General features: G+C 72.7%; 11 protein-coding genes. 2 read left to right on the forward strand and 9 right to left on the reverse strand.

Annotation, left to right across the window (positions count from 1 at the left end; all coding sequences use genetic code 11):
- Window positions 1–65: 65 nt before the first annotated feature.
- The 4 genes from CTZ28_RS01855 to CTZ28_RS01870 all read right to left on the reverse strand — a co-directional run bounded on the left by CTZ28_RS01855 (window position 66) and on the right by CTZ28_RS01870 (window position 4276).
- Complete coding sequence (locus tag CTZ28_RS01855) at window positions 66–749, reverse strand: ABC transporter ATP-binding protein (RefSeq protein WP_121887389.1); 684 nt, start codon at window positions 747–749, stop codon at window positions 66–68.
- Between the two features lie 73 nt (window positions 750–822).
- Entirely contained in the window at window positions 823–2292 is a 1470-nt protein-coding gene (locus tag CTZ28_RS01860; protein ID WP_121887390.1) for an ABC transporter permease, read from the reverse strand.
- A gap of 172 nt (window positions 2293–2464) precedes the next feature.
- Window positions 2465–3724, reverse strand: coding sequence for a L,D-transpeptidase (locus CTZ28_RS01865; protein WP_183154239.1), 1260 nt, complete (start codon window positions 3722–3724; stop codon window positions 2465–2467).
- Between the two features lie 204 nt (window positions 3725–3928).
- A complete protein-coding gene (locus CTZ28_RS01870) occupies window positions 3929–4276 on the reverse strand; it encodes a hypothetical protein (RefSeq protein ID WP_183154211.1) in 348 nt (115 codons plus the stop codon).
- 110 nt (window positions 4277–4386) lie between these two features.
- Between CTZ28_RS01870 and CTZ28_RS01875 the strand changes: the two genes are divergently transcribed.
- Window positions 4387–4704 (forward strand): LPXTG cell wall anchor domain-containing protein, encoded by a 318-nt coding sequence (locus CTZ28_RS01875; protein ID WP_121887392.1) that lies wholly within the window; start codon window positions 4387–4389, stop codon window positions 4702–4704.
- A gap of 97 nt (window positions 4705–4801) precedes the next feature.
- Here the strand turns inward: CTZ28_RS01875 and hutH are convergent, their stop codons facing one another.
- From hutH to CTZ28_RS01890, 3 genes are all read right to left on the reverse strand, one after another.
- Window positions 4802–6403: a histidine ammonia-lyase gene (hutH, locus tag CTZ28_RS01880; RefSeq protein ID WP_121887393.1), complete on the reverse strand. Its 1602-nt coding sequence runs from the start codon at window positions 6401–6403 to the stop codon at window positions 4802–4804.
- Window positions 6404–6523: 120 nt separating this feature from the next.
- The gene (locus CTZ28_RS01885) at window positions 6524–7666 is read right to left on the reverse strand and encodes a GGDEF domain-containing protein (RefSeq protein ID WP_121887394.1); all 1143 of its coding nucleotides are present in this window, start codon (window positions 7664–7666) and stop codon (window positions 6524–6526) included.
- Between the two features lie 106 nt (window positions 7667–7772).
- Window positions 7773–8567 carry an enoyl-CoA hydratase/isomerase family protein gene (locus CTZ28_RS01890; RefSeq protein ID WP_121887395.1) on the reverse strand — a complete coding sequence of 265 codons (795 nt, stop codon included), beginning with the start codon at window positions 8565–8567 and terminating at the stop codon, window positions 7773–7775.
- 1569 nt (window positions 8568–10136) lie between these two features.
- Here CTZ28_RS01890 and CTZ28_RS01895 point away from each other — a divergent pair.
- The gene (locus CTZ28_RS01895; protein ID WP_121887396.1) at window positions 10137–10643 is read left to right on the forward strand and encodes a hypothetical protein; all 507 of its coding nucleotides are present in this window, start codon (window positions 10137–10139) and stop codon (window positions 10641–10643) included.
- A 13-nt stretch (window positions 10644–10656) separates the two neighbouring features.
- Here CTZ28_RS01895 and CTZ28_RS01900 read toward each other — a convergent pair whose 3' ends face one another.
- Window positions 10657–11817, reverse strand: a complete 1161-nt coding sequence (locus CTZ28_RS01900; RefSeq protein ID WP_121887397.1) for an adenylate/guanylate cyclase domain-containing protein — start codon at window positions 11815–11817, stop codon at window positions 10657–10659.
- 511 nt (window positions 11818–12328) lie between these two features.
- Window positions 12329–13195, reverse strand: a complete 867-nt coding sequence (locus CTZ28_RS01905) for a biotin--[acetyl-CoA-carboxylase] ligase (protein WP_121887398.1) — start codon at window positions 13193–13195, stop codon at window positions 12329–12331.
- Between the last annotated feature and the right edge of the window lie 97 nt (window positions 13196–13292).

Here is a 13292-nt window from a genome sequence, read left to right on the forward strand (position 1 = left end):
GCCGGAACACCGTTACGAAACCGCGAGGTTGAACATCCGCGCCCGGTGCTATACGGCCCGCGCGGTCAGCCGCCGGTGTTCTCCTTCACGCTGATCTTTCCCTTGCGGATGGTCGCGACACGCGGGGCCTTGCGCGCGATCGAGGAGTCGTGGGTGACCATGATGAACGTCAACCCGTACTCCTTCCACATGCGTTCGAGGACCTCCATGATCTCGTCGCGCATGCCCTCGTCGAGGTTGCCGGTGGGCTCGTCGGCGAGCAGCACCTTCGGCTGCTTGACGAGCGCCCTGGCGATGGCGACGCGCTGCTGCTGGCCGCCGGACATCTCGGACGGCAGATGCCCGAGCCGCTCCCCGAGCCCGACCGACCTCAGTGCCTCCGCGGCCCGTTCGCGCCGCTCCTTCGTCTTCACGCCGAGCGGGACGAGCGCGGTCTCGACGTTCTCCTGCGCGGTCAGCGTCGGGATCAGGTTGAAGGACTGGAAGACGAAGCCGATGTTCTCGCTGCGCACCCGGGTCAGCCGCGCCTCGGGCAGCTTGGCCAGGTCGACGCCGTCGAGGACGACCTCTCCGGAGCTGGGCCGGTCCAGGCCCCCGAGCATCTGCAGCAGCGTCGACTTGCCGCCGCCGGTGGGGCCCTGGATGACCAGACGGTCACCGTCCCCGATGGTCAGATCGACGCCGTCGAGGGCGTGGACGGTGTCCTTGCCGCGCGTGTAGCGCTTGGTGACGCCTCTGAGTTCGTACATGGGTGGAACAACTCCTGGATCACGTGTGAGGGTTAGGGCGGTGGGCCGGGCCGCCGGCCGGACGGCGGTGCGCCTACTCGACCCGCCGCAATGCGTCCGCCGGACGCAGCCGCGACGCCCGCCAGCCGCCGAACGCGCCCGCGATCAGTCCGCCGGCCACGGCGAGGGCGACCGCCACGGCGATGGTGGTGACGCTGACCGGCGCGGTGAGCGCGACCTCCAGGGACTTCGCGGTCTGCCGGCCGGGACCGCCCATGAAGCCGCCCCCGCCGGGGCCGCCGGCGCCGCCCGTCTGACCGCCGGCGCTGCCGAGCTGGGCCTGCAGGGTCGGGCTGATCGCGGTGACGGCGTAGGCGCCCGCCAGGCCGACCGCGATGCCGAGCGCGCCGCCGACCAGTCCGTTGACGACGGCCTCGCCGACCACCTGCCGGGTCACCCGGCCCGACTTCCAGCCCAGCGCCTTGAGCGTGCCGAACTCGCGCACGCGCCGGGAGACGGCGGAGGAGGTGAGCAGGCCGGCCACCAGGAACGCGGCCACGAGCACGGCGATCGACAGCCACTTGCCGACGCTGGTGGCGAGGCTGGAGGCGGTGGACAGCGAACCGGAGACGGTCTTGGCGAGGTCGGCGGAGGTGGTGACGGTCGTACCCGAGACGTTCTTCTGGATGGCGCTCTTGACCACGTCGATCTGCTGCGAGTCGGTCGCCTTGACGTAGACGGTGGTGACCTTGTCCTTCTGGTCCGCCAGCGTCTGCGCCTGCTTGAGCGGGATGTACAGGTTGGCCGCCGAGTCACCGCTGTCGGCGGTGGCGATGCCGATCAGCTCGTACTTGACGCCCTTGACGGTGACGGTGCTGCCGACCTTGTACTTCTTCTCCTTGGCGTACGCGGAGTCGGCCACGACGACCTTGGCGTCGGTCTCGGTGGTCTTGAAGGTGCGGCCGCTGGTGATCTTCGAGGAGGTCAGCGGGCCGAGCCCGGTCTGGGTGACGTCGGTGCCGTAGACCGTGTACTGGTTGATGTCGAAGTCGGCGCCGCCGCCGCGGACCTCGCCCTGCGGCTGACCGCTGCTGCCGCCGCCCGGCCCGCCGCTGGGCATGCCGCCGCCCTGCTGGTCCTGCTGGAACTGGCCGCGGGTGAACTGGCCGCTCACCTTGAACACAGTGAGGCTGAGCCCGCCGACGGCGTTCGACACGCCCTTCTGGTCGCCCACCTCGGCGACGGTCGAGGAGGCCAGCGTGGTGAAGCCCTGCACCATGACCCGGTCGCTGCTCTGCGTCGAGTCGTCGTCGCTGTTGCGGGCGTCGAACTGGAAGCGCGGGCGCTGCGAGCTGCTGGTGCTCGGTTCCGACGCCTTGGTGACGGTCATGTCCGTGCCGAGGCCGTAGAGCGACTGCAGGACCTTGTCCTGTGCCTTCCCCATGCCGTTGGACACGGAGTTGACGACGATGACGAGCGCGATGCCCAGTGCGAGCCCGGAGGCGACGACCAGGGCCGCCTTTCTGCGGCGGCGCAGTTCGCGCCTCAGGTAGGTGAAGAACATGGGCCGCAAGCTAGGGACGGACCGTGATGACTGCATAAGGCCGAAATAAGAGAAGCATGAGAAGGCTGTGCAGGGTCCCTCGACGCCGCCGGCCGGGCCCGGGAACGACCGATGCCGCCCCCGGGGGCCGGGGGCGGCATCGGTCACGCGGTGGAGCGGCGTCAGCTGTGGATCAGGCGGCCGAACCCGCCTTCCACTGGGCCCAGTCCAGGTTCCAGCCGTTGAGGCCGTTGTCCGGGGAGACGGTCTTGTCACCGGTGTTCTGGACGACCACGACGTCACCGACGATCGAGTTGTTGTAGAACCACGAGCCCGCGGTGTTCGGGTCGCCGGCGCCCTTGGTGTCGGACAGACCGATGCAGCCGTGGCTGGTGTTCACCGCGCCGAAGATGGACTTCGCGCCCCAGTAGTTGCCGTGCACGAAGGTGCCGGAGTTGGTGAGGCGGATGGCGTGCGGCACGTCCTTGATGTCGTACTCGCCCTTGCCGTCGTCGTCGGTGAAGCCCACGGTCGCGCCGTTCATGCGCGTCTCCTTGAACTTCTCGGACATCACCATGATGCCTTCGTAGGTCTTGTTGTCGGGCGAACCGGCGGAGATCGGGATGGTCTTGACGGTCTTGCCGTCCTGCGTGATCTTCATCTGCTTGGTCTTCGCGTCGACGTAGGAGATCTGGTTGCGGCCGATCTTGAAGGAGACCGTCTTCTGCTGCACGCCGAAGACGCCGCTCGCGCCCTCGACGCCGTCGAGAGCGAGCTTCAGGGTGACGGTGGAGTTCCCGGTCCAGTAGTCCTGCGGGCGGCAGTCCATGCGGTTGGCGTTGAACCAGTGGCAGGCGACCTCCTGGCCGCTGCTGGAGGTGACGGTGATGCCCTTCTGGACGGCGGCCTTGTTGGTGATCGCCTTGTCGAAGTTGATCGACACGGGCATGCCGACGCCGACGGTGGAGCCGTCCTCCGGTGTGAAGCTGCCTATGAAGCTGTTGTCCGGGGAGACCGTGGTGAAGGACGCGTTCTCGTGGGCGACACGGCCGTCGGCGTCCTTGGCCTCGGCGGCGACCTTGTAGGTGGTGGAGCGCTCCAGCTGGGCGCTGGGCTTCCAGCTCGTCCGGTCGGCGGAGAGCTGGCCCTGGACGTCCTTGCCGTCGCCCGTCGTCATCGTCACGTTCGTCAGGGTGCCCTTGGCGACCGTGACGGCGGCGGAGTTGTTGATGGAGGCGTTGTTCGAACCGTCCTTGGGCGTGATCGTGATCTGGGCCACGGACGTCTTCTTGGCCGCCGCTTCGTCGACCTTGGCCTGCGAGGTGTCCTTGCCGCCCTCGGCCTTGGCATCGCCGCCGGAGCACCCCGTGAGCACCAGCACACCACCGAGCAGAGCGGACGCGGTCATCAGACCCCTGCGCCGCTTACTGTCCGTAATCACACGTTTCTCCATCATTGCCGATTCCGCGAATACCCCGAGAACTCCGTTAAGAGCCTTCAACGCTACGACCGTTTCGTCCCTTTCCACACCCTTCGGATGTGTGGGGCACACCACGTTCGCCGAAGCAGGTGGTGCGAGCATCGGTCCGTGCGCCCTTTGAGACGACGAAACCCCGGACGGCGGTTGCCGTCCGGGGCCATGAATTCCCCGGAACGCTCAGCCGATGCCGCCCTCTTCTTCGTCGTCGTCCTCGCCATCATCCTCGTCGAGGTCCCAGTCCGGCGAATCCGGGTCGTACTCGATTCGCTCGCTCGACCAGGACGCCTGCTGGAGCTCGACCCCCGGTACCTCGCTGACCAGGCCGAACGGATCGACGAGGTAGGCAAGGGCCTCGGCGGTGTCTTCCGTCACAGCGTCCTCGGCGTGCGCGCGTTCCGCGTCCGGCATCTCCGGATCGTCGGCGACCCGGCGCACCGCGGCCTTGGTCACGGCATCCGCGTCCTCCACTTCGAGGACCAGCTCCACCCGAAGGCGCACAAAACGTGATGTCTCTGGAGTGCTCATGGCGGGAGCGTACGACCGAAACCTCTCGTGACTTTCCTGTGACCCGCGACTTTCACTAACATCGCTCCACACGGCCAATTCGCCAGCGTCACAAGGGGGATCGATATTCCGTGTCATCCGCTCGCCGTCCGCTGCTGACCGCCACCGCCGCGGGCACCCTGCTGGGTGCCCTGTGGTTCGTCCCGTCCGCGAACGCGACGCCGGACGCCCAGCCGAGAACGGAGTCCTTGGCGGCGCAGGTCACCCAGCAGGCCAGAGCCGTGTCCGCGGCGGACGCGCAGACCGCGGACGACTCCGCGGACGGCGTGAAGTTGGCCGACACCGGCAGCTTCGACACCACGCCGTACGTCGTCGGCGGCACCGCGCTCCTCGCCCTGGGCGCCGGCTTCGTGGGCTACTCGGTACGCCGCGAACGGCTCGGTTTTTAACCGTGCTTGACGGGTCTTTGACCAGAACCTGAAGCGGCAGAGGGTGCCGTACCGGGTGCTGCCGGGGGCCCGTCCGGCGGCCGGGCCCCGTCCGCGGCTATCGCAGCGGCCCGGTGACCGCCTCCACCGCGGCGATCAGCTCCCCGCTGCGCACGAACGCGTCCGCCGCCGCCAGATCGGGCGCCAGGAACCGGTCCGGGCCGGGACCCTGTACCCCCGCCGCCCGCACCGCCTCGACGACCGCCTGCGACGCGGGCGCCGGGGCCATCCCCTCGCGCAGCTCCACGGCCCGGGTCGCGGCGTACAGCTCGACGGCGATGACCCGGCTCAGGTTGTCGACGGCGGTGCGCAGCTTGCGCGCGGCCGACCAGCCCATGGAGACATGGTCCTCCTGCATGGCGGAGGACGGGATGGAGTCCGTCGAGGCCGGTACGGCGAGCCGCTTCATCTCGCTGACCAGGGCGGCCTGGGTGTACTGGGCGATCATGAGCCCGGAGTCGACACCGGCGTCGTCCGCGAGGAACGGCGGCAGGCCGTGGCTGCGGTTCTTGTCGAGCAGCCGGTCGGTACGGCGCTCGGCGATGGACGCGAGGTCGGCGGCGGCGATGGCGAGGAAGTCGAGGACGTAGCCGATCGGGGCGCCGTGGAAGTTGCCGTTGGACTCGACCCGGCCGCCCCCGGAGCCGAAGGAGGCACCCCCGGGGAGCACCACGGGATTGTCCACGGCCGAGGCGAGTTCCCGCTCGGCGACGAGCCGCGCGTGCGCGACGGTGTCCCGCCCGGCGCCCGCGACCTGCGGGGCGCAGCGCACGGAGTAGGCGTCCTGGACGCGGGGCGCCTCGTACGGGACGGAGGTCCCGCCGGCGTGGGCGGCGCCGGCCACCCGGGGCACCCCGGTGAGCTGGGAGCCCTTGAGCACGGCGAGCATGTTGGCGGCGCTCGCGGCCTGGCCGGGGTGCGGCCGGATGGCGTGCAGTTCGGGCGCGAGCACCTTGTCCGTGCCGAGCAGGGCCTCCAGCGACAGGGCCGCGGTGACGTCGGCGGACTTGTAGAGGAGGTCAAGGTCGGCGAGGGCCATGATCAGCATGCCGAGCATGCCGTCGGTTCCGTTGAGGAGGGCGAGCCCCTCCTTCTCGCGCAGCTCGACCGGCCGGATGCCGTGCTCGGCGAGCAGTTCGCCCGCGGGCCGGACGGTCCCGTCGGGTCCCTCTGCGTCGCCCTCGCCCATGAGGGTCAGCGCGCAGTGGGACAGCGGGGCCAGGTCGCCGGAGCAGCCGAGCGAGCCGTACTCGTGGACGACCGGGGTGATCCGCGCGTTCAACACGTCGGCCATGGTCTGCGCGACCTCGGGCCGCACGCCCGTGTGTCCTGTGCAGACGGTCCGCAGCCGCAGGAACATCAGGGCCCGTACGACCTCCCGCTCCACCCGCGGGCCCATGCCGGCGGCGTGCGAGCGGACGATGTTGCGCTGGAGCTGGGCACGGAGTTCCGGGCCGATGTGCCGGGTCGCCAGGGCGCCGAAGCCGGTGCTGACGCCGTAGACCGGATCCGGCTCGGCCGCCAGCGCGTCCACGATCTCGCGGGCCGCCGCGAGGGCCGCCACCGCCTCCGGTGCGAGCTCGACCCGGGCGTCGCCCCGCGCCACGGCGAGGACGTCGGACGCGGTGACGCCGGACGTCCCCACCAGCACAGTATGCATATCCATATTCAGGAGCGTACGCATTGAATGTCCCGGTGTCACTAGTGGCGGCGGGGTTCACCCCTTACCCATGGGGCACCCCGGGGGAACGGTCCGAGGACCGCCGTCGGACCCGCCGTCTCATGGCCGGCGGCCGCGGAAGCGGCGCCGTTCGGCCCGCGCGGGCGAGGGCTCGTCGGCGAGGCGCACGACCGGGTCGTCGGGACCCTCCCGCCCCGCGACGACCGGCCGGTCCGCGCGCATCGCCTTGGCCCGGTACTGGGCCGCGTCCGCGAGCCGGAACAGCCGGCGCGCGGAATGCACCGGACCGATGGCGTCCGCGGTCGACGCGACCCCGCACGCGACTCCCTCCCCCAGCTCCAACTCCGCGGCACGACGGCACAGTTCGTCCGCGGCCTTCACCACGTCGTCGACGGGCGGCCCGACCGCGAGCAGACAGAACTCGTCGCCGCCCAGACGGGCCGCGAGGGCGCCCGGCACCATCGCCCCGCACAGCGACAGCACGGAGCCGAAGCGTTCGAGGAGACGGTCGCCGACGGCGTGCCCGCAGGTGTCGTTGACCCGCTTGAGCCCGTTGAGGTCGCAGACGACGAGGCTCACCACCACGCCCTCCGCGCGATGCCGCTCGATGGCCTCGTCGAGCCGCATGTCGACGGCCCGGCGGTTGGCGAGCCCGGTGAGCGCGTCGGTGTACGCCAGCTGCCGGGCCTCCTCCAGCTGCTCGGTCTGCGCGATCCCGGCGGCGACGACCGCGGCCAGCACGGTGGCGAAGCCGGCGTCGGCCCGGCCGAAGACCGGCGCCCCGACGGGGCGGGCCACATACAGCTCGCCCCAGGCACGGCCGTGCAGCACGACCGGCGCGACCACGCAGCAGCCGCGCCCGCGGCGGCGCAGCGCGGTGACCCGCTGATGGAAGTAGCCGGGCCGGCCGGCCGCGGTCCCCTCCGCGGTCTCCACCCAGGCGTGCGGACCGCCGCCGAGCGCCCACCGCTCGTGCAGGAACTCGGTGATCTCGGGGAACTGGTGCACGGGGTAGGTCTCGTTCTCCGGGAACTCCTCCTCGTCCGGAACCCGCTCGCCGACGTTCACGAGGACCCGCAGCCGGCCCCGCTCGCGCTCCCACACCGACAGCGCGGCGAAGCTCCCGTCCAGCGCCCGGCAGGCACCGCTCGCCGCCGCCTGCCAGGACTCAGCCGGCGTGTGGGCCGCCGCCATCCCCTGGGCCAGCGCCACGACGGCCGCCAGCCGCTTGTCCTCACCCATCACTCCAGGTTAGGGACGTTTGGTATGAACGGGGACATTGGTGTGCCGAACAGGTGTCGCGGGCGGCGGCAAGTATCTCTCCCGGAGCGGCGACGCGCCCCGCCGGTCACTCCCCCGGCCACCGGGGCGTCCGCTTCTCGTTGAACGCCGCGACCCCCTCCGCCCGGTCCCCGGAGAACGCCACCGAGCGCCACGCCGCGTCCTCGACCTCCAGCCCGGCCCGCAGGTCAAGGCCGTGCCCGAGGCGCAGCGCCCGCTTGGCCGCGCGCAGGCCGACCGGCGAGTTCCCGGCGATCCGCCCCGCCAGCGCGAGGGCCTCCTCGCCGTCCCGGCCCTCGTCCACCAGCTGGTCCACCAGGCCCAGCTCGCGCGCCTCGGCCGCCGCCACCCGCCGCGCCGAGAAGATCAGCTCGGCAGCCCGCGCTGCGCCGACCCTGCGGGGCAGCAGCTGGGTACCGCCGCCGCCCGGAACGACCCCCACGGACACCTCGGGCAGCCCTACCACGGCCGTGCTGTCCGCCACGATCAGATCGCAGGACAGCGCCAGTTCGAAGCCGCCGCCCAGCGCGAAGCCGTGCACGGCGGCGATCGTCGGCATGGGCAGGTCCAGTACGCCGGTGTAGGCGCTGCGCGCGACCGGCCGCTGCCGCACCAGGTCCGCGTCACTGAAGGAGTTCCGCTCCTTGAGGTCGGCCCCGACGCAGAACGCGCGCTCGTGCGACGAGGTCAGCACCACCACGCGTACGTCCCGGTCGGCGGCGAGCGCGGCGCAGGCGGCCGCGATGGAGCGGGCCATCTCCGTCGACACGGCGTTCATGGCCTTGGGCCGGTCCAGCACCAGCTCGGCGACGTGATCGTGCCGCCGCACCCGCACGAACTCCCCGAACCGCTCCTCGCTCATGACACCCTCCGGTTAACGCGGGTTAACTCACCGACGGCCCGATCATCGCAGCCGGGTCCCGCCGGGGAAAGGGGCGCCGCGGAGGTCCTCGTTCGAGTGACAGTCCCCCGACTCCCCGCCGACCGCCCGAGCAACCGCATAACGTGCCCTGCGCCGGGGCGCATCGGGGGGCGCGAGCGGGGAGGGATCGCGATGACGCAGACGCACACAAAAACATCCGAGACGCCAGACGCCTCGAACACGACCAGCTCCGCGGGGTCGGGGGGGTCGGCCAGCTCCGCGGGGGCGGGGGGATCAGTGGGGGTTGTGGGGTCTGCGGGCATGCCCAGCTCCGCGGGGCCGGCGGGGGCGGCGGGCTCGGGGGAGGCAGCGGGCATGCGGGGGTCGACGGGCGCGTCGGGCTCAGGGGACGGGCCGATCGCGCCGGGGGCGGCGGGCGCTGCGGGCACGCCGGGGGCGGCTGCCGCTGCAGGCTCTGCTGGCTCAGCGGGCGCGGAGGAGTCGATGGGCACATCGGGCGCAACAGACGCACCGAGCGCGCCGGAGGCGGCTACCACTGCAAGCTCTGCTGGCTCGGCGGGCACGCGGGAGTCGACGGGCACGTCGGGCTCAGGGAACCCAGCGGGCACGCCGGAGGCGGCTGCCACGCCTGGCTTGGCAGGCGGGGACGCATCGAACTCGGCGGGGTCGGGGGCAACGGACCCGGCGGGCGCAGCGGATTCGGGGGACGCGGCGGGCACGCCGGAGGCGGCTGCCGCTGCTGGCTCTGCTGACTCGGCGGACGCAGCAGGGGCGGCGGGGGCCACGGGCACGCGGGAGACGACGGACACCTCGGGCGCAACAGGCGCACCGGGGGCGGCGGGCTCGGCAGGGGCCGTGGACGTGTCCAACTCGGCGGAGTCGGGGGCAACGAGCCCGTCGGGCGCAGCGGACTCGAGGGCCGCGGCGGGCACGCCGGAGGCGGCTGCCACTGCGGGTTCTGCTGGCTCGGCGAACGCAGCGGGGTCTGCTGGGGCCACGGGCACGCGGGAGACGACAGACACCTCGGGCGCAACAGGCGCACCGGGGGCGGCGGGCTCGGCAGGGGCCGTGGACGCGTCCAACTCAGCGGAGTCGGGGGCAACGGGCTCGGCGGACGCAGCGGACTCGGGGGACGCGGCTGGCACGCCGGGTTCTGCTGGCTCGGCGGGCACGCGGGAGTCGACGGGCGCGTCGGGCTCAGCGGGCGTACCGGGCGCGCCGGAGGTGGCGGGCTCGGCAGGGGGTGTGGACGCGTCCGGCTCGGCGGGGTCGGGGGCAGCGGGCTCGGTGGGGGCACGGGGGACGACGAGCACGTCCGGCGCAAGGGACGTACCGAACGCACGGGAGTCAGCGGCCCCGGCCGGGTCGGCAGACCCAGCGGACGCATCGGCCTCGATGGAGTCAGGGGCAACGAGCCCGGCGGACGTACCGAGCGCGCCTGGCTCGGCAGAGTCCGGGGGCGTGGACTCAGCGAGCGCGTCGGAGCCTGCGGGGGCAGTGCGTGGGCGGCGGGGGCGGCATCGGCGGCGGCGGCCGCGCAGGGGGCTGGTGGCCGTCGGTGGGCTCGTGCTGGCCGTCGGTGTGCTGAGCCTCGTCAGGGTCGCCCCCGAGTCACCGGTCGGCGGCCCCGGCACCGCGGAGGCGGAACCCAGACCGGGTCAGGCCGCCACCGCCGACCGCTCGGCGCGTACGGCCGCCACGGTCGGCAGCACCCCGGCGGGCTCGCCCTCGGCGACCTCCGTACAGGGCGGGGTCGACGGCTCTCCGCTCCCGGACACCCCGACCCCCACCACCACGGCGGCTCCGGGCCGCACACCGACCGCCGCCGCACCCCCGCAGGCCGACGCGCCCGGCGCCACGGCCGTACCGGGCGCCACCCAGCCGCCGGCAGCCACCGCGAGCGCCGAGCCAGGGCCCGCGCCCACCCCGGCACCCGGCAAGACCTCCGCCGCACCGGCCCCGGCACCGTCTCCGTCCCCCACGGGCCGGCCGGGAGGCGTATGCCTGCCGCTCCTCGGCCTGTGTCTCGACCTGTCGCTGGCCGGGGGTTCGTGACCGCCCGTGCGCGTCAGGATTCGCCGTTGCGCCGGGTGAGCAGCCAGGGCTCGACCACGCCGAGCCCACGGACCGGGCGCTGCCACATCGGCTGGAGCGCGAACCGGTACGCCGGCGGCTCCTCGCCCTCCTTCTCGGCCGTCGCCGCGGCCTCTGCCGCCTCGGCCTCGGAGGCGGGCGCCTCACCGGCGCGGATCAGCTCCTCGGCGCACGCGCTGTCCACGAGCACGGCGTCGCGCGGTGCTATCGAGGTCAGCCGGGAGGCCAGGTTCACCGTCGTACCGAAGACATCGCCCATCCGGGTGGTCACCGTGCCGAACGCCATGCCCACGCGCAGCTCGGGCATCGTCTCGTCGTTCGCCATCGTCTCGATCAGCCGCAGCGCGATCTCGGCGGCGGTGCCCGCGTCGTCGGCGGCGTACAGCACCTCGTCACCGAGGGTCTTGATGAGCCGGCCGCCGCGGGCGGCGACCAGGTCGGCGGCGGTCGTCTCGAACGCCTCGACGAGTTCGCCGAGTTCCTCCTCCTCCATCCGCCGGGTCAGCCGGGTGAACCCGACGAGGTCGGCGAAGGCGACCGCGAGCCGCCGGTCCACCATCTCCTCGTCGTCGCCGGCCTGTACGACCCGGCCGGTGGCCGCGGCCAGCTGGCGGCGCCAGACGTAGACCAGGAACTCCTCCAGCTCGGGCAGGAGCAGTTCGACCAGCGGATACGTGACCTCCGTGCGGGTCATGCCCGGCTCCGGCGGTTCGGTCAGCCCCTCCAGGAAGGAGTCGATCTGCCATTCGGCCAGTCGGGCGGTGGTCTGCCCGGTGGACCTGGCCACCTGTACGGCCATGGCCTCGCTCAGCAGGCCCGCCTCGACGAGGCCGGCGAGGCGGCGCAGCGCGAGTACGTCGGCCTCGGTGAGGGCCTTGGCCTGGCCGATGTCGGCGAAGCCCATGGCCCGCCAGAAGCGCGAGGCCAGCTCCATGGAGACGCCGGCGCTGCGGGCCGCCTGAAAGGGGGTGTAGCGCCGCTCGGCGCCCAGGATGAGCGTTTCCAGACGCAGGGTGAGCGGGTCCTCGCCGGAGTCGGCGGCCTGAGGGTCCCCCTGGTCGAACGGACCCGGGGCTGGGGGAGGGTTCACCCGGCCGTCCGCGTCCGCGCCGGAGCCCGTGTCGTCGACGGTCACGCCTGCTGCCCTTCCGATCTGCCGCGGTCACGTATCGACCGGCCTCAACTCTACGGCAGGTGTGCGCCAGCTCACTCCGTTAGGTTCGGCCGAGGGTGCGGTGGTCGTGCCGTGTGCGGTCGTCCCTTGTTGCGGCGGGCGTCTGCCGGGGGGCTTGCAGCCCCCCTACCCCCGCCATCAGTCTGGGGCCGTCCGGCGTCGTGCGCAGCCGCGGGTTCGTTGTGGCTGGTCGCGCAGTTCCCCGCGCCCCTATGGGGCACGCCCCGGCTGGCGCCAGCTGGCAAAGCCAACCCTCGCAAACCGCCCATTGGCGACCAGCGCCGTGCGCGGCCTCGGGCCCGTTGTGGCTGATCGCGCAGTTCCCCGCGCCCCTATGGGGCACGCCCCGGCTGGCGCCAGCTGGCAAAGCCAACCCTCGCAAACCGCCCATTGGCGACCAGCGCCGTGCGCGGCCTCGGGTCCGTTGTGGCTGGGCGCGCAGTTCCCCGCGCCCCTGCGGGGGGCTTGCTCGTCAGGCGGGGCGTAGGTGGATGATGTCTCCTGCGCTTACCGGTTGCTGGATTCCCTCTTGTGTTGCGAGTACCAGGCGGCCGTCGCCGTCCAGTGCCACGGCCTCGCCCACGACGGCCCGGTCGCCCGGCAGCTCCGCCCGCACCGTGCGACCCAGGGTCGCGCAGCCCGCCGCGTAGGTCTCTTGCAGGCCGCTGGCCAAGGGGTCACCGCCGACCGAGCGCCAGCGCCCGTACCAGTCCTCCAGCGAACGCAGCATCGCCCGCAGCAGCGGGTCACGGTCCGTGGTCACGGCCCCGGCCAGCGACAGCGAACCGGCCTGCGGCACCGGGAGTTCCGCGGCACGCAGGGTGACGTTGATGCCCACGCCGACGACCACGCCGTCGTCCCCGGCCCGCTCCGCGAGGATGCCACCGGCCTTGCGCTCCTCGCCGCCCACCGTCACCAGCAGGTCGTTGGGCCACTTCAGCGCCGTGTCGACGCCCGCCGCCCGGGACAGCCCGGTGGCCACCGCGACGCCGGTGAGCAGCGGCAGCCAGCCCCAGCGGGCCACCGGCACCTCGGCCGGGCACAGCAGTACCGAGAAGAAGAGCCCGGAGCGGGCGGGCGCCGTCCACCGGCGGTCCAGCCGGCCCCGGCCCTGCGTCTGCTCCTCGGCGACGAGCACCGCGCCCTCCGCCACACCGCCCGCCGCGGCCCTGGCCACCAGGTCGTTGTTGGTGGAGCCGGTGCGCTGCACGACCTCCAGCTCGGTCCACAGGCCGCCCTCGCGCACCAGCCCGCGCCGCAGCGCCGTGCCGTTGAGGGGAGGGCGGTCCAGGTCGGACCACCGGCTGTCGTTCGGGTCTGCTGGATCTCGCGGTGTCATGCAAGCCACCCTAGGTGTGGTAAACACCGCACTGCCGACCGATCGGGCCCCCACTACGCTGCGGATCAGTAACCGTCCTCCTTTTGAGCAGGCAGGG

The organism is Streptomyces shenzhenensis (genome assembly GCF_003688995.1).
In the GTDB taxonomy this organism is placed as follows: Bacteria; Actinomycetota; Actinomycetes; order Streptomycetales; family Streptomycetaceae; genus Streptomyces; species Streptomyces shenzhenensis_A.